Source organism: Fictibacillus sp. 5RED26 (assembly GCF_015903895.1).
GTDB lineage: Bacteria > Bacillota > Bacilli > Bacillales > Fictibacillaceae > Fictibacillus > Fictibacillus phosphorivorans.
Genome location: NZ_JACZDU010000009.1, coordinates 54,408 through 71,971, shown reverse-complemented (window position 1 = coordinate 71,971; position 17,564 = coordinate 54,408). Strand labels below are relative to the sequence as shown.

At 35.9% G+C, this 17,564-nt stretch carries 16 protein-coding genes; 13 read left to right on the top strand and 3 right to left on the bottom strand.

All coding sequences use genetic code 11. From position 1 onward, the window contains the following. On the top strand, positions 1-1,197 hold a 1,197-nt coding region (locus tag IHV10_RS20400; protein WP_231619639.1), incomplete at its 5' end, for a hypothetical protein. Continuing rightward, the gene (locus IHV10_RS20395) at positions 1,197-1,559 is read left to right on the top strand and encodes a hypothetical protein (protein ID WP_197133936.1); all 363 of its coding nucleotides are present in this window, start codon (positions 1,197-1,199) and stop codon (positions 1,557-1,559) included. The genes IHV10_RS20400 and IHV10_RS20395, both read left to right, overlap by 1 nt. A gap of 62 nt (positions 1,560-1,621) precedes the next feature. On the opposite strand, the gene IHV10_RS20390 is transcribed toward IHV10_RS20395, so the two are convergent. After that, a complete protein-coding gene (locus IHV10_RS20390; RefSeq protein ID WP_197133934.1) occupies positions 1,622-1,957 on the bottom strand; it encodes a hypothetical protein in 336 nt (111 codons plus the stop codon). Next, positions 1,950-2,804 (bottom strand): AAA family ATPase, encoded by an 855-nt coding sequence (locus IHV10_RS20385; protein ID WP_197133932.1) that lies wholly within the window; start codon positions 2,802-2,804, stop codon positions 1,950-1,952. Before IHV10_RS20385 ends, IHV10_RS20390 begins: the two co-directional genes overlap by 8 nt. Positions 2,805-3,526: 722 nt before the next feature. Here IHV10_RS20385 and IHV10_RS20380 point away from each other — a divergent pair. The 3 genes from IHV10_RS20380 (at position 3,527) to IHV10_RS20370 (ending at position 7,001) form a co-directional block, all read left to right on the top strand. Then, positions 3,527-5,038 carry a primase C-terminal domain-containing protein gene (locus IHV10_RS20380; RefSeq protein WP_197133930.1) on the top strand — a complete coding sequence of 504 codons (1,512 nt, stop codon included), beginning with the start codon at positions 3,527-3,529 and terminating at the stop codon, positions 5,036-5,038. Positions 5,039-5,333: 295 nt separating this feature from the next. Further along, the gene (locus IHV10_RS20375) at positions 5,334-6,617 is read left to right on the top strand and encodes an AimR family lysis-lysogeny pheromone receptor (protein ID WP_197133928.1); all 1,284 of its coding nucleotides are present in this window, start codon (positions 5,334-5,336) and stop codon (positions 6,615-6,617) included. A 210-nt stretch (positions 6,618-6,827) separates the two neighbouring features. After that, a complete protein-coding gene (locus IHV10_RS20370; RefSeq protein WP_197133926.1) occupies positions 6,828-7,001 on the top strand; it encodes a hypothetical protein in 174 nt (57 codons plus the stop codon). 8 nt (positions 7,002-7,009) lie between these two features. Here IHV10_RS20370 and IHV10_RS20365 read toward each other — a convergent pair whose 3' ends face one another. Then, positions 7,010-7,384 (bottom strand): helix-turn-helix domain-containing protein, encoded by a 375-nt coding sequence (locus IHV10_RS20365; protein WP_197133924.1) that lies wholly within the window; start codon positions 7,382-7,384, stop codon positions 7,010-7,012. Positions 7,385-8,012: 628 nt separating this feature from the next. On the opposite strand from IHV10_RS20365, the gene IHV10_RS20360 reads away from it, so the two are divergent. The 8 genes from IHV10_RS20360 to IHV10_RS20325 all read left to right on the top strand — a co-directional run bounded on the left by IHV10_RS20360 (position 8,013) and on the right by IHV10_RS20325 (position 17,506). Beyond that, positions 8,013-8,303 carry a hypothetical protein gene (locus tag IHV10_RS20360; protein WP_197133921.1) on the top strand — a complete coding sequence of 97 codons (291 nt, stop codon included), beginning with the start codon at positions 8,013-8,015 and terminating at the stop codon, positions 8,301-8,303. A gap of 590 nt (positions 8,304-8,893) precedes the next feature. Beyond that, a complete protein-coding gene (locus IHV10_RS20355; protein WP_197133918.1) occupies positions 8,894-9,892 on the top strand; it encodes a hypothetical protein in 999 nt (332 codons plus the stop codon). Positions 9,893-9,982: 90 nt separating this feature from the next. Further along, positions 9,983-12,289 carry a thioester domain-containing protein gene (locus IHV10_RS20350; RefSeq protein ID WP_197133915.1) on the top strand — a complete coding sequence of 769 codons (2,307 nt, stop codon included), beginning with the start codon at positions 9,983-9,985 and terminating at the stop codon, positions 12,287-12,289. 69 nt (positions 12,290-12,358) lie between these two features. Then, on the top strand, positions 12,359-13,033 hold the full coding sequence (locus IHV10_RS20345; RefSeq protein ID WP_197133912.1) for an SAF domain-containing protein: 675 nt from the start codon (positions 12,359-12,361) through the stop codon (positions 13,031-13,033). A gap of 14 nt (positions 13,034-13,047) precedes the next feature. Further along, positions 13,048-14,202, top strand: a complete 1,155-nt coding sequence (locus IHV10_RS20340) for an AAA family ATPase (RefSeq protein WP_197133909.1) — start codon at positions 13,048-13,050, stop codon at positions 14,200-14,202. Next, entirely contained in the window at positions 14,199-15,659 is a 1,461-nt protein-coding gene (locus tag IHV10_RS20335; protein ID WP_197133906.1) for an ATPase, T2SS/T4P/T4SS family, read from the top strand. Before IHV10_RS20340 ends, IHV10_RS20335 begins: the two co-directional genes overlap by 4 nt. Next, positions 15,659-16,594, top strand: a complete 936-nt coding sequence (locus tag IHV10_RS20330; protein ID WP_197133890.1) for a hypothetical protein — start codon at positions 15,659-15,661, stop codon at positions 16,592-16,594. The genes IHV10_RS20335 and IHV10_RS20330 overlap by 1 nt, the downstream gene beginning before the upstream one ends. A gap of 15 nt (positions 16,595-16,609) precedes the next feature. Continuing rightward, the gene (locus tag IHV10_RS20325; RefSeq protein ID WP_197133887.1) at positions 16,610-17,506 is read left to right on the top strand and encodes a hypothetical protein; all 897 of its coding nucleotides are present in this window, start codon (positions 16,610-16,612) and stop codon (positions 17,504-17,506) included. Positions 17,507-17,564 lie beyond the last annotated feature (58 nt).

The window sequence follows — 17,564 nt, the reverse complement described above, 5'->3', positions numbered from 1 at the left end:
ATGATGTCCTTTCCTGAAGTTAAGGAAACTATGTTAGGTTTGAGTACTGGTAGTCATAAAGGGAGAGGAGTAGGTGATTCACGAGGTAAACTTATTTATGACGAGTTACTATTAAACAATGATCTTCTCACTCATGGCATCAGACATCTTGCTGAAATGCAATTGTTAACTGAAGGTGTAGGGTTCGATATGATAAGCGATATGTGTTCAAATATCGCTAAACAGTTTTTTATTGGGTATACACAACGTCAATGCGCACTACATAATATCCCGATTGAAAAGGATATAATTATTGAACATGTATTTGATTGGGAGGAACTCGAGTGGGATGGGATTTATACTGACTTACCCGTCAATCCACTAAACGGATCACCTATTTTACTCGTTCCAAAGAAGGTGGTCAGAAAGTTTGCTGACATAGATTATAAAGATTTTTGGGATACAACATACCGCCACATACTCAAAGAGATCGAAATTCAAAGATCAATAAATTCTATTGGAAAGGTCCCTAAAATTTCTTGGCAAGAGATAAACAAAAAATATAACTTTTGTAAGAAAACAGTAGTTGATGTACTGCATGAGAATCCGGATTTAAAGCGTAAATATATTGATCAAAAAGAGAGAGAATCGATTCAGGTCATTAATCTTAGTGAAGTGAAGGGTACAGATTCAGAAAAAAACTCTGTTGAAGAGCTTATAATGGAGTTAGATCAGATTAAATCTGGGACAGCAGATGCAAAGAAATATGAATCTTTTATTGCAAGAGTGTTAACAACTTTATTCGATCCATATCTTGTTGACCCTAGAACTCAGGTAAAGACTTTTGATGGACGTGAAATTATTGATATAACTTTTTATAACGCGGCCGACCGAGGCTTCTGGAGTGATGTAAAACAAAAGCACGGTAGTAATTCCATTCCCATTGAGTTGAAGAATATGAGGGATATTAGTAACACGGAAGCATTTCAAATAGCAGCAAGGCTTAACGAGAACATGGGTAAATTCGGGATGCTAATTGTTCGAGACTATGACAAACTTGATATAGATCGTGTCTATCGTAGGTTATATCAGGAAAATAAAGTGATACTATTAATGAATGACGACGATATTATCCAAATGATCCGAAATTTTGGAGATGGAATCAACCCACATTTGTATATGAATCAAAAATATAGAACATTCATGGAGGGAGCATAATGAGTACAATAATCACAGACCGTTTGTATGAAGTTCACCGAGAACTCGCTACCCAAACTGAAGCTATATATATTGAAATCAACAAGCTTGCAACTAAAAAACCAACTGAAAGAATAACAAAGCTTATTTCCATGAAGATTAACCACCTTATAACCGAGGTGAAAAATATAGTAAGAGACGATGATTTTCTTAATGCAATAGATACAGTTCCAGTCAATAACGATTTTATTAGATTAGACGAAACATTAATAATTTTAGCAGAATTGAGAAGTGCATTAAAAAAGAAATGGCAAAGTGAAAGTTTTAAGATTTATAGAAAGGAAAATAGCTTAAGAAACGTAAGTTTAGTAGAGAGATTTTAAAGAATAATCATATATATTAATATAAAAAAATCGACTCCAAATTACGAAGTCGATTTTTTTATTTATTCGCTTATAAGCTTGCTCAAAGTTTTAAACGCTCTTTTCTGATCAACGTCTAATGCAGTATCTACATAGTTATCAATCATACTATCAATGAGTTCGTAAGCAAATTTGTGAGAAGAAAACTTTAATAGAATATCAATTTGCTGTTTCGTATTTAGAGAAACCTTAATGTTACTTTGTTGATTGAGATTTATTTTTTTGACAGATTCCTGGTCAGATTGTTTCTCTTTTAATTTTGTTTTTTGTTCTTTAATTACCGTTTTATCAGGAAGTTCAGGCACCACTCTAGGTTGCTTTATTAAACCAGAGGGTTTTTTTCGGTTATTTTCAGTCATTTGTATCACCACTTTCTTCGAAGTATTGAATTCTGCTTACAAGTTCATCTGCTACTTTGGAATACAATTTAATTACTCGCTTGTCATGTTGATCTACTTCAATAATCCCAGTATTGTCAAAACGCTTTAACCTGGCCATGTTATGTACCTTGTTTTCAAAAATATTTTCTTCTCCAAACACTTCAGCAGCATGATCTAAAACAAATTGATCCAAAGTTGCATTTCCATCCATTAAAACAGGTAGTACTCCACATATTTCAAATTCACCGTTATATTCATCAGCTAATGTCTGAAGATCTTTTAAATACATTTGAGCTCCATCAAGAGATAGCTCTTGTGTCTGCAAGACGATTAGTATGTAGTCCGCACACATAACCGCACTGTCAGTAATATAAGATTTAGTCGGTGGAACATCGATAAAGATGTAGTCGTATTTATTTTTTAATGGTTCTAATAGCTTTGAAAAGTAAGTGATCTTGTTTTTCGTTACTTCATGGTAGTCTGGATCATCTTCTTCTAAAATTCCAAATTGAATATCTAAAAATGTGGTGTAGTTTGCAAAGTCAATGTAAGAAGGGAGTAGCCAAAGATTATCAATAATTTGGACTTCTAAACCTTCAAGATTTCCCGTTCTCACGGCCGACATAAGTGTTTTTTCAAAACTAAATATCTCCGAAGAAGCCGCTCTTTTCGTTCGTACAAGTACAGTGGTTGAATTTGCTTGAGGATCTAAGTCAACGACAAGTACTTTATAACCCTTTTTCGCTAGTGCGTAAGCGTTCATTACGTTGTTTTTGGTTTTTCCTACGCCGCCTTTATAATTGCCTACACATAGTGTAAGTGCCACAAAATCTACCTACCTTCAAAAATATTTTTTTATATCTATATTCATATAGATAAATTTGAATATAGATAAATATGATAATATCTATAATACATTAAGTGTGTATGTGGTGCATTAATGAATGTTCCCAAACCGCAAAAATTACTTAAATAGCAAGGAATGCAATGACAGGAATCAAACCTCGCGGTATCAGATTAAACTCCACAAATATGTATATTGTTTATTTATCTATAGAGATATTATCATATATTCATATTTATCTATTATCATTTATGATACATTTCGAACCGAAATGTAAAATGCCACTATTTACAAAAAAAAAAAACTGTTGTAGAGTAGTTCACAACAGAGATGTACATAATTTTATTTGAAATCGATACTAATTGAAAAATTGCTACGGATAAATAAAAAAGTCACTTTAATCGATTACGGCGCCGGCAAGCGCTACGATTAAAATGACTTTTGACCTGTCAGACCATTGCACCGGCTCTACAGGTTAACTAGATACACCATTATTATACTACCCTTTTGGTATGTATTTCAACCCGAAGTTACAGTTTTTCTATGTTACTTTTTGGTAAAAAATCATACAAAAAACGACAGGGTTTCTAGTGAGGCGTGATCTTTTTAACTTGTGCACGGACGAGTGCGTTTACAGGTTTCAGAGATTGCGTCTTTTTTGTCGTGTCCTGGTTATTTATCCCGATAATTCGGGAGGTGAAACAATGGGACAAGTGTATCAAGAAGTTATCGATCTAATCACGCATGATGGGTTAACTCGCTATAAACCAAAGCAATCAAAAGGGTCTGTGGCTGAACAAATTCAATCGATGCGTGAAGAGAACAGAAGAAGAAATAAAAAAGGATCTGTGGCCGTGGTCAAAGAGAAGAAACATCTTGCGACAGCTGCTGGAGTGAAAGGCTTTCCGGTCACATCCAAAGAATCTTTATTTAACATAGCAAATGACGTGTCCCATTGGACACCAAATATATATAATACATTGACTTACATAGATGCTCGACGTACATACATAAAAGGCCATGCTGAAGACAATCTCCAACAAGTGAACTGTTTTGTGATTGATTGTGACACGAAAGAGGGTGTTACGGTCAATGATCTACTGATCCACGGATTGGATGAAAGTATCGGCATGCCAACTTTAATTTTAGAAACCCCAAAAGGGTTCCAGTTGTATTACATACTTGAAAATCCTCTGTTCATTTCGAATAAAAATGACTTTAGAGGTTTATTTGTGGCGAAAACCATTTCTAGTAATCTACGAAAATCCTATGCTAGAGGCATCAAAGGCGTTGATTTAGCATGCAACGACTTTGGTTTCTTCCGTATGCCGAACCAGGAAAACATTCGATGGTTCAACCCAGAGTATGTATATTCCATGAAGCAACTTATAAGCTGGTCTTCTAAAGAGTCCGATAATGAAGGTGTGCACCTATATCCGGTTCGCTCTGTAGAGAGCAACTTTAATGCACTCGATCAGGAATGGTTTCAGGAATTAATACGTTTGACAAACATAAAAGGGGAGAAGGGCTTAATGGGTCGTGATAACGCTATTTTCACGATCGCTTTAGCGTGCTTTGCGGCCGGTAAGAGTAAAGACGCAGCCTTTGATCTACTCGATGAGTTCAATTCGAACTTGGTGTACCCTGTAACACTTCCACAACTGAAGAAGTCCATAAAAAGTGCGTATTCTGGTAAATATCAAGGCGCTAGTAAAGACTATGTATCACATCTTCTAGAAACATGGGGGAGTGGTCTGTCTTCTTTTGGTGTACAAGGGTGGTACAAACATGCGAAACCTCGTGAAGAGCGTGAACGCTCACATTGGTATGAGTGGGAGCAAGATGTAATCAACTTTATCCAGGAGAACATTGCGGCCAACAAACCATTCTACGAAAGCACGCAGAAAGAGATTTCTGAAGCAATCGGAATCTCAAGATCCATGCTGAATGTTGTATTTAAGAAATCTATTAAACTATACAAAAAGTGCTTCGGAAAAGGGAGAAACAGCAATTCTGGTTTTACGACAAAAGCACATTTATTACACTATTTAATTCAGCTGAAGCAAACGAAAACAGCGTTTTATAAGAGCATTATCAAGGCATTAGATGTTCGCAAGTTCGAGATGGATAGTATCCTATTAGCAGTTGAAAACGGTTTAAATATCGCCCGCGGAGCACCTTTGGACAAGCAATTAACCATACATTCATCAGCCTAAAATTAATTGTCTCTTCTGCCAATACATATCTAGTAACCTGTCTTCCTGCTCTGGGTAAAGGACTATTTCAATCTTCTAGGTTCTCTCCTAACTGGTCTATGGTACGTGAAATTAATACCGTTTTTCGTCTAGTTTGCACAAACTTGGGAAAGTATTGTTGTTCAACCTGTTATTAGTAGGTTGTGTTAGGGTCTATTTTCCCAAGTTTTTATACCGGATAATCGTGTAAAATTGACTAGAATATTGTTTTTATTTGTCATTTTTGCGGGTTTAATAGGTTTGGGGAGGGATATTCGTGTGTGTACGTCATATTATAGATCAACAAATGGCTGTATTAGGTATATCAGTAAGAGGGTTAGCAAGTCTTTGCAATTTTAAAGATCGTAAAAAGATTAGTAATTATATTAAAGGTAAGTCAGAGTTGAACTTTTATGCCATGATTAAAATTTGCAAAGTACTTTTTAAAGAAAATCCTTATGATGTACTTAATCTCTATGCTTTAGAGGTCAAACGTTTGGTAAATATAAAAACTGCACTCGAATATTGTTCAATGAATAGACAATTGGATATAGGAGATAAGTTATTAGATAAATTAAAAGATATGACTAATCCTAAGAAAAAGAATTATTTAAGTATTATGGAATGGGTTGAAGTATATCAACTGTTATTTGGAAGAGTGAAGATTAAGCAGTCTGATGGTTCTTTAAAATCAAAAATTGGACCAGAAGAAGTCTTAACTAAGTTAAAAGAGATTAAAGTAAAACCTCCAGAACTAAAAATTTTACTTCAATTGTTACAAAGTTATGTTTATCAGGATCAAGAAAAGTATGATTTTTGTTATGCGAGTTTTGATGGTATTACCGATGAAATAAAAAAAATAAAATCTTCTGAGTATTTTAAAATTAGTTTGGAAATAAGGTTTAAAGAACTTGCTGGATATATTTGTTTGCATGTATTTGGTGATTTTGAAACCTGTAGAAGTTATAGCAAAGAATTGATTGCTAACTCTGAGGTTGAAATAGGTTATAAGGCTACTGCGCATTATAACTTAGGGACGTCTTATATGTTTGAAAGTTTAGATAAGGCAATCTATCATTTTCACCAATCATTAGATTTATTAAAAGGGACAACAAGGTCCGATACGCATATAAAGGATTATTTAATTCCATTAACTTATATAATACATAATAAATTTTCAAAGGTTAAAACTCAGGATAAATCATTATTGGCGTATTTATATATTAAGACAAATGATTGTAAAGAAGGCTTGAGAATATTAGAAAGTTTTATTACTGAAAATGGAGAAAAAACAGCTTTTACACAGTTTGTTAAGGGTCTAGCAACAATGGATATAGAATTACTCTCAGATTCTATGTCATTATACGAGAATAAACGTGACATGGTATTCATTCATCTTCCAAGAATTTCTTTAAAAGGTTTAGGTTTACCAGAATGTTTAATTGATGATAGAATAAAATATAAGATTAAGAGTTTTAAAGGGGTGGATGAATTTGAAAAAAGCAGTTTTCGTAACATTAGTAGCATTAATGGTTTTCGGCACAAACGGGAGTACGGTTGATTCAAGAGGTTATTTAATAAAAGCTGATCCAATATGCTGTGGCCAGGGTTAAAAGAACTAATTAAAACAATCCAATTACATAGATTTGAAAAGACGTTGCCATTACTGGCTGCGTCTTTTGTACTTTTTAGAGGGTGGGGACATTGCGGATTCCACCTAAAAACCCCCCACATGAAGTGGGGAATTATAAGAAATGAGGGAATATGACCCGTGCAGGAAAAAGAAATTAGAAAATGTCTTCTTGATATTGGAATAGAAACAAATATTTTTAGCTATGATTTAGATCTCTCAAATATTGCAGCTGTTGTAAATTATCTAAACAGTAAAGGTCTTAGTGATGATAAAGAGATTAAAATGTTTTTTGATATGTACAAAACAAGTTAAAAGATTTGTTAGTCTTTATTTTCTTTACTACTGTTTTTCGGCAGGCGATCTCGAACTACTATTTCAAGAAATTTACGAATGGGTTCTAATTCTTCTTCGTTAAGTGGTCTGCCATTCCAGTGGAGTTTTTCTCTCAAAAACAGTTTTTGTACATCTAGTAAATCTTGATTGGGTTTTGGATCCTTTTCATCTGTAAGTCCAAGTATGTAATCTGTTGATACATTATATAAATTTGCTAGTGATCGAAGCATATCTATAGAGGGTCTTTTTTCTTCTCTTTCGTAGGCGCCATATGTGGTCATAGCGATATTTAATTTTTCAGCTACTTTGACTAAGGTAAGCTTACGAGATTTTCGTAAATCTCTTAATCTTTTACCGTACATTACTAAATGCTCCTTCCACCGTATCATCAGTAGTGTTGATATTATAACATTATTTCTTACTCTAGTTAGTTGGTGTCTATCCTTTAAGGGTAAAAAACACTTGTTTTATTTTCCTTAAAGGGTTATTATTAAATTAATTTCAAATAAAGGAAAAATATACCTAGTAAAAAGTAGCTATAGTATGTCGATGTATAGGTAGTAAGACGCAGGAACTAATTCTTACATTTTTTGAATAATATACCTATTGTGTTTGACTTACTAATTTGGTTAATGTAGGATACTTCCTGAAGGGTCACCTGTTCGCATTTTGTGCGAAAGAAAGTATGACAATAAAAAAAGTGGGCGGAAACGATAAAGATTTACCAGATCTTTATCATTTCGACCAACTAAAACATCACGAGTGTTTTAGCCAGTCTGCCCACTTCTCCTGATGCATAATGTTACATTATGCATCATGAATAAGTATACCCTGTTTTTGTTAATTAACAAGGGGAGAAGCATACTTTTGCCTTGCCATTATTTTCTTGCAAAGGCGTTCATGATGGAGAAGTGGTTTAAAAGAGGCATGGGCTAAAAGTCCGTGCCTCTTTTTCTTTTAAAAACCATATTCTTAGAGGAGTGATTGGGAATGCAGCTAGAAATGAAAAACTACAATAGTGCAAAGTACAAGACAGTCTATTTATCAGATTTCTCATTAGGAAAGCTTCAAACATTAGGACATCTCTTTTTCACCTTTGATAAACAACAGTTTGTTAATTTATATGATGGAACAGCATTTGAAGTGGAATCAAGATCGGTTATCTCTTTAACTGGACTCTTCTCTCAGATTCGAAACGTAAGAAATAAAAAGGGTCATATTATTGCTAAGAGAAAAAATCCACTAACCACCTTGAAAAAAGTAAGATTTCAAAAAAGATAGTTATCTAATTGTGGGTGCAGCAAGAAATTACATAACTAAATGTGTGTTTGGAAGATACGAACAAGTGAAATAAGCGCAAATTGTAATGGTTCTTTGAAAACTCAATATAGTTACTGGTTGTGATATATTAACTGCTGTATATCATTACTCCGTTATTCGGAGGACCTAAGGCGAAAAATTCGCGTGGAGCAGTCTAGGTCTTTGATGTTTTTTACGGCGCAATAATGGGTTTATTATTGCGTAAAGGTTGTTGGTATGTGCCGGAAACCAACTACATTCAACCACATTGATTAAAACAATGTTAGCTAGGTTGATAGGGTGTTGGGTGACTCCGCCTGCCTTAACGTCACCCCTAATTCAAATAAGCTATACGAATTTAGATAAGGCCATTATAAAGTTTTAAAGAACTAAGGATATTACTCCCATTTTGATAAAAACCCTTGTCTAAGTGGTAGTGATATTCTCTGATTTAAAAAACAAGTTGCGCTTGCTTGTTCGTATCTTCCAGATCCACATTGAAAACCCCGACACCTATTATTGGAAAAAATGGTAAACTAAATTTATAAGAAATATAGAAGGGGAGTTAATCCATGAAAAACAAAGTGATTGTAGGATTCCTTTCAGCAGCATTAGTTACCGGTGGAGGACTTTATACTTACAGTAATCATGTAGAAGCAGTAGAATCTAAAAGGGTAGAAGCACAGCAAACTGAAATCATCACTGATATACAAAAAAGAGTTGATAAGCTATATAGCAATTCAAAGAAAGAGTTTTTATCTAAAGGTATTAACTATGATCAGATACAAGGCATTAAAAAGGATTTAGAGAACCAAGAGGGTAAAGGATTTACTACTGACAATGCTGTAAAGTTGAACACTGCAATTATGGAGCTTAGTGATGCTGAAAATATGCTTCAGCTTCAAACGTTAGTTCAAAGTCTATTAGATCAAAAAGGTGTATTGGTAGAGAATGCTGAGATCTCTAAAGCGAGCGAGAAAGCTTCAAACCTAAAAGTAATAAAACCATCTTTTGCAGATCAACAGCTTAAAGCCATTAATTTAGCTAAGCAGCAAGATGTCCAATTGAAAGATACTACTAAGAAAGTACACAACCTATTCATTAATCTTCAACAAAAGAAAGTTCGTCCAGGGTTGAATCAGAAAGAGTTAGATACTACAAAAAAAATAGTTTTACAGATTAAGCAAGAAAAAACGAAAAAGAATCTAACTGATTTGCTTAATGTTGTGGATCAGGAATTAAAAAAGAGAGAAGAAGCAGTTAAAATAGAGAAGGCAGCACAAAATAAACGAACAGAGTCATCCTTAAAGCAACCTTCTATAAACGAATCAAATTCTAGCAAAGTACCGAGTTCAACATCACCTAATAAATCAAATGATCAAAATACAACAAGTAAGAAATCTCCTCAAAAATCCAATGGTGCTAGCACAGTTAAGAAAAATACACCGAAGTCATCATCAAAAGATCGCTGGGACACTGTAGGGGAGCAACTTGAAAATAAAGACTGGGAACATGTTGGTTCTGGGTATGTAGATGGAGAAAACGGAAACACATGGGATGAGTATGAATAAAAAAGAATATAAGCTAAGAAAAAAGTGAGTTGTTCATTTATTAAATGAACAACTCTTTTTTTATAAATAAAATTAAGAAAGGAAATGTAAATGAAAAATAAAATCCAAAAAATGTTAGCTCTAATCTTACCATGTATTCTTTTTTTTCAGGCATTTGTTTTAAGTTTTGAAGCACCTGTTCACGCTGAAACAAAAGTTGAATACTTAGGCAAAGCTACATACGGTTTGTATACAGTTGGTGTTTTTAAAGTAAATGGGGAGCCAGCCTTCTGTATAGATCATGATAAATCTACTCCTGGTACAGGTGCTTCATACAAACCAGGTAACTTGTATGAAAATGAAAAAGTAAAAGCAATTTTATACTATGGGGCTTATGGACCTGAAAACATTGTAGGAAATGGAACCGCAGGCATAGTGGCAACCACTATCGCTTTAGATTCAGTTGTTAATGACAATCACTCTAGTGGTAGAAACTCTATTCCGGGCTATAGCGATTTAATGGCACATGCAGCCAATGAAGACGCTCCTGTTTCTGACATAAGTTTTAGTAAAGATAATGTTAGTAGTAGTGTTTCAGGAAATAAGCAAGTATCAGAGTCTGTCGTTTTTAAGGCAGATCCTAAAAACTCAATAGATATTCCGGTTCCATCTGGCGTAACCATGCATATTGCAGGGGATACACACACAAACAAAACTGTAAAAGTGAATGGTGGACAATCATTTTATTTTTCAGCCGCATTAAATTTTGATGATACAATCACTTTTAATAATCTAAAACCATCTCTAGGTAAGTATCAGCCTATTTTATTTTTACCTAATGGGACAACTCAAAGATTATCAGCTGGTTTGACTACCGATCCAAGCCCTCTAGAAAAATTAACGGTGCATTTTGAGGCGCGTCAGGCGAAAATAAACGTTCTTCACCGAGATGCTTACAACAACACATTGCTAGATAGTGATAGTTATTCAAAAAATATTGGTTCCAAATACAGTTATTCACCAAGAGCTCAGATTTCTTATCAAGGAAATGACTATGTGCCAACATCCACTGCTGGCAGATCTGGTACGGTAACCGAAGACATAACGATTACATTCTTTTATGATCTTCAACGTAACATTACCGTGCTTCACAAAGATGCTAGGGACGGCTCTTTATTAGCGAGAACGGATGAAGAAAAGTCACGAGGGGATGAATACAGTTACTCACCAAGAACGGATTTAAGGAAAGGGAAGTACACATATCGGCCACTTTCAACGGCCACAAAATCTGGAGTTGTACAAGATCGGAACTTAATCATTACGTTCTTATATGATGTTCCTCTTATTGAAACGGGTTTGAAGAAGATACAGATCTACACAGCACCAGCTGCGGATAAGTTACCGGTTAAACTAGAACTAAATAAAACAGATAACTATGACGACTTAGTGCCAGACATGGAAACGGCAAGAGTGAACGTTAACTTGTATAAGGGAACTACATTGATTCAATCAAACCCATATACCGCAAAGTCTCTACCGACAAAGATTGATATGGAGATTCCTTCTAAATATCTGACAGTAAATACGAAAGCTCCTTACACGGTTAAGCTTGAAGGATACAATCCAAACGACATCGATATTGCATCAGATGCTCGTACGTTAACGACAGACGGCTATACAAGTAGTGAAAAGAGATTACGAGCATATGCGGAAGATCAATCATCTTTAGGTTATACCGGCGTTGTGATGACAGAACGTGAAGTCAGAGAAAACATGGTTCTGTACTTCGAAAATTTATCGTTAACATTTAAAAAGATTGAAAAGAAGAGAACAGGTTACGGTTTTAATACTCCTATCCAAGTGAATTACAGCAATGATCTAGGAGGCACGATCAACACTTCTTACAACATGCAGCTGCCAAAACAATTGGTAGATACTTACGTCAATTATCCAGTAACTAACGACCAATCAATTGTAACGCTCGACAAAGTTTTAACGGATACAAGTACCACCGGACAGAAACGGACAACCAATAATATGTTTGAGTTGCCTCATGTAAATGTGGAAAGGGAAACGGGTAATCTGTTTACCGATCAACAAGTCGCAGCGAAGGACAAGCGTATTAAAAAGGCGCTACGAGATGGCGGTAGAAAGTTTTATACCCCGATTTGGGGAGACTTAGGTACGTATCCGATTATGTTTGAATCTACCATTCCGATAGGGGTAAACAAGGTTCACACTGAGATTAATGACAACCTAGAAATCTTTGCGTTCATGTATGGCCATATGGATTCTCCAACAACGAAACAAGACGGTATCTTTTTGAGTCCAGTGAATCCTTCAGATCCATTGTTTCCAGACTCATGGACAGACCAAGACATCAAGGAATTTAACCTCTGGAATAAGAAAGTGAATTAAATATAAAAGTTAGACACCCTGCTAAACCGCAAGGTGTCTTTTTTGTTGGTAAGAGAAAGGAGAACTGGAATGAAGAACAGATTGAAATTAAAAATTTGGACGGGTGTTCTCTTGATGCTCTTCTTTGGTTGGATTGTCGCAGACAACACCATCTTTAAAGGTGGGTTTAGCAGTGAGAATGTTGTTGTTGCAAGGGATGAAATTCCCGTAGATTCCATCATTGAAGAAGAACATATCACCGTTCAAAAGATACCGAATGAATATGTCACAGAAGAAATGATCAAAGATCCTGAAGAATTACTAGGGAAACGAACAATAACGGTCATTGAAAAATTTGATTCGTTTTCAAAAAATAAAATCGGCGATCCTTCATTAAAAAAGAACAAAGATGAGTTCTTCTTTTCCATTCCGTCATCTTGGATTGAGAGTGTACCCGGTTCTTTAAGAAGATTGGATACGGTGGATCTTTGGTTGAGTAAGCCTGAAGGGGAAAATAAAAAATCAGATGGAACGAATACGATTGAGGATGAGATAGGGAACGCTTCACCCCCCATTGCTTCAGACTTAGTTGTGGCATTTATTAAAAATAGTCAAAACACTGAAGTACAAGGTGTAGAAGAAAAGGCCGATCGATTGGATGGGAACAGTTCACCTTCCCAAATTGAAGTGTTAATGAAAAAAGATGATTTTTCTAAACTGAATGCAGCTGTAACGCAAGGCTATAAGCTCATTGTGAGTTATTAATAGGAGGCGCGCTGATGAAAGTCGCTTTTATGAGTCAAAATACGGGTTTCGAAGCAAGTATTGAAAAAATCAATCAGATTACAGAGCTGATTAAGATTAGCGATGTCGGTGAAATTACTCATCGCCACGAAGGTTTGATATTTGATCAGACCAATTTAGATACCGTTGACCTTATCCATCTCAGAGATCAATTTCCTGAAGTAAAGATGGCAATGATCGCACAGGTGTTGAGCGAGACACTTATAAACGTTTGTCATGGGAACAACATTACGGTGATTCATGAAAAGGTGCCATCAAACGAATTTATGAAGGTTCTTCTTCTTGAATGGTTTGGGATTGAAAAAAGAAGAATGGATTATAACACGGTCTTCTCTCTTTCTGGTACGCATTCACAAGTAGGTGTGACGCAGCTCGCCTTATGCCTTGCTAGTGAACTCTCTTCCTTTAATCTGAAGGTAGGTGTTTTAGGCCTTAACCAATACAATGCTGGAGACATTCCAGGTAAGGAAACAGATTATAGCTTTGATAGTTTATATGCTTCCATAGAGAACGGTATTTTTGAAAAAGAGTACCAACGGGACAAAAACAAATTAAAGTCCTTGATGCTTGAACTAGATGGCTTTTATTATCTCGTTGGCAATCGAGATAAAAGATTTGCTTCTGAGTCATTTTATAACATGGAGGCTATACAAAAGCTGATTGAAATTGCCAAGCAAGAGTTTGATATTGTGCTTCTGGATCTCGGATCAATCTATGATACTGCGTCAGTGGTAGCCGGATTAAAATATTCAACCACTCATTTACTGGTTGCGACTCAGCAAGATATATCCGCAAGAAACTTTAAGCAAATTCGCAATCAAATTCTAAAAGAGCTCGGTTACACCGAAGATCAGTTCCAACTCATTATTAATAAACACTCAGTAAACGCAGCGTACAACGCTAGACTTTTAACCGATCAGTTAGGCATCCCACTTGTCGGTAGAGTACCGTATGTACCAGGAGCTGAAGACATTGAAATTGCACATGGCATCATCTCCAATGAGGCTGGAAAACCCTTTAATAAGGCCATTCATACGATCGCAAGAGCGATTACAACCTCTTTAGTTGAAGGGAACATGCCAAAACTTAAGAAAAAGTCATTCTTTTCTTTCATGGGGGCAAATGTATGACAACAAAAACGAGTGAACGGTTCAGCATAAACGAGTATCTTTCCCAACAAAATCATACAGGGTTTATTAAAAAGAATGCATCCTTCTATGACATCGTAGAAAGAGCTAAACAATTCGTGAAAGAAGAGATAAACAACCGAATTGAACAGGATAACAAACAAGAAGATTTTGTAGAGAATATGCATCGTTCAGCGATGGGGGATAAGATAGCGAGAAAATCAATTCTCGTTATCATTGATGATTTCTTGCTGAAGAATGCGATTTCTGAGGTGGAGATTCCAGATTATTATTCCGAATTAAATAACGCTATTTTTGAAGAAGCTTATGGTTGGGGACCATTAGGACAGTGGAGAAACGTACTGATTAACTCTCCAAAAGCGCAAGTGATCGGAAAGGATATCTTCATCGATAAGAATGGCCGTTATGTAAAAGCACCGTACTCCTTTCAAACCATAGAAAAAGTGTATGAACTGACTGAGAGGTTAAAAAATACCGATCGAAAAAACAAGTTAGATGCGATCCAACATACCGAGCTCTTAACAACAACGATGGATGGCATACGAGTAACCATTAGTATTCCTGGTAGAACCATTGAACCAGTTATAACGTTTAGAAGACAAATTGTGAAAACGTATGATCTTAGCACACAAGTGAAGCTCAATACGATTCCACAGGAAGCTGTACTTTTACTCGAGATATTGGCCAAGATGCCTTTTAGCAGCATCATAGGAGGGCCACCGGAGTGCGGCAAGAGCACCTTTTTAATGACACTGTTAAATGGCTCAGAAGACTTGAGTCGAACAGGATTCATTGAGTCCTCTTTTGAAATGTACCCAAGAATTCACTTTCCAGGGGAACAGATCATTCACAAGCAGGGAACGGGTAAAGAGCTTGAAACCGTCGTGTTTCCTACCTTGTTAAGGGAAGATATTAAACGTCTAGTCATGGCAGAAATACGAGAAGATGAAGCAGAGATATTCGCTAGTGGAATGACGAGAGGAATCACGCAAGTGATGGGTACGATTCATGAGAGCGACCCGATTGACATACCGGATATACTAGCAACGATCAGCTTACGTAATAAAAGGGAAGGTGGTAACAAATACGCCGAATACTTACGGTTTGCAAAAGCTCTTCACTTCTCGATTTCTATGGATGCTATCGATGATCCTAAACATGAAAAGAAAGTAACAGGGATTCAGTTTTATCATGTAGATGAAGATACATTGGATGTCTCCATATGGAAAGTCATGGACTATGACTGGGAACAAGACACTTGGACCTACCACCATGAGATTCCAAATAATATTAAACGGTTGGCTTATAAAAAGAACCGTAAAGAAATGGTTACGCTACAAAAGGCACTGGAAGAATTAAGTGAAAAATATCCGATGAAAGTGGAAGAGAGAAGAAAGACCGGTTACACATTTAAGGTACTGCGAGGAAGTGGTTTTTAATGCGTGACTACTTGGATATTATTTTAAACCTTCTCCATTATTCCATCGGTCTTGCGGCCATACTCATCTTGTTACACTTGTTCGGATTTAATTACAAAGCAGCGTTTATTCGGATGCGTGTCAGCAAGCTGTTGAAACAAGAAAAAGAGCAGGTAATCAAAAACAAAATGTTGTCCTGGTATAACCAGTTGTTACGAGCGACAATAGCGAGTTATCGACCAGTCATGTTACGAAAGATCCTGATGGTTCAAGCCTGCTTTTTCTCATTGTTTCTTTTGTTCTTTTTAACTAGGACGCAAAATGTGATTTTCTCTCTAAGTTTTTCCATCCTGTTTGCGATCTGTGTTCCAGTCGTGTTCCTTTATATTCGACTTTCACGTATTCGAGCGAACGCACAAGCAAATATTAATGTAGCTGCACTTAAACTGTTTCAGTCGTATTTGAAAAATGATAAAAGCATGTATTTTGCTTTAAAGGAAATGAGCCAAGAATTAAAGGGAAACCTAAAAGTGGTGTTTACCATGTTTTATCTTCGTCTACTCGAACATGAGGAACGAGAAGAGGCAGCTCAAGTCTTTTCGTATCAAATTGGTAGTTTTGCAGGTAGAAACTTATCTCTGGCTATCTTAAGGGCTTTAGATGGAACGGACGTAAGCAACATCTTACAAGATGTGACTGAGGAAATTTCATTACAAGAAAGAAATCTACGAAAAGCTGAAACAAAAGGAAGAGAAACAGCTCAACTGGGCTGGTTACCTGCAATCGCGGCACCCATACTTTTTATTATCAACGATCAAAAGATCATGTTAACCAGTTCTTACCCTTATCTTTTATCGACTTCTATGGGGGTAAAGGCACTTTCCATTACAGTGTCAGTTGCGGTTATTGGTATTTTAATGGCTATAATCTTAGCTAATCCTAAAAAACAACTATAAGGGTGAAGAGAGCCTATGAATCTACTAAATCCCGGTACATTAGCCTTCTATGGAATAGGAACTTCCTTTCTAATAGGGGCTTTTCTTTTACTAACCAAGGTGTATCAAGACGATCGACGACGATACACACGATTGAATTTAAAGTTTAAGCAAGTCGTAACCAATCCAAAGGATACGACGTTAGGATCTATTTTGTATAACGAAACAACAGAAACTGAATTAAAGAGATGTATGATGCCAGCATGGCTAGATAGCATCGTGTTTAATGGTACTCGCCTATCGATTGTGGGATTTGGAGTTATTTTATACCTGATAAAGATGAATACCGGTATCGGTCCTTTTTCCTCAACATCTCTTTTGCTTATCTGTCTTTTGTTTTCAGTAGGATGTGTTCTACGAAAAGGGTTTCCTTTGCACTACCTCTTAAACACGTATAGGAAATCCCGTATAAGAAGAAAAAACAATGAGGTGTATTCCTTATATCTTTTGATCACATCTGAATTTAGTACACACGAGGAGAAGGTAGGGAATATTTACAACTTACTTTATGAAAGTAGAAAATACTTTCACCATATTAAGAAAGCCATTGATAAAGCGTTATCGAGTGGTGACGGAAAAGAAATCAATTGGAATGCGTTTGTAGGAGATATTCATACACCTGAAGCTGAGAGGCTCGCTCTTGTGATGCAAGAAGTAGAGATGTTGCCGATCAGCCAAACCAAACAATTGTTAGAACAAAAGCGAGAAGAGTTCTCTAATCAAAATATCAGAGAATACGAGGATTACTTAGAGGACCGGGGCAAGATTATTTACATGATCTGTTTCATGTGTGCGTTTAGCATCTTCATCTGTCCCTTAGTTGTTCACTTTCTTCAATACAAGGACATTATCAACATGTCCAATAATCTGTAGATACTACACAAATATCATTTGTGATTATCATAAATAAACTGTGGAGGTTAGAAGGAAA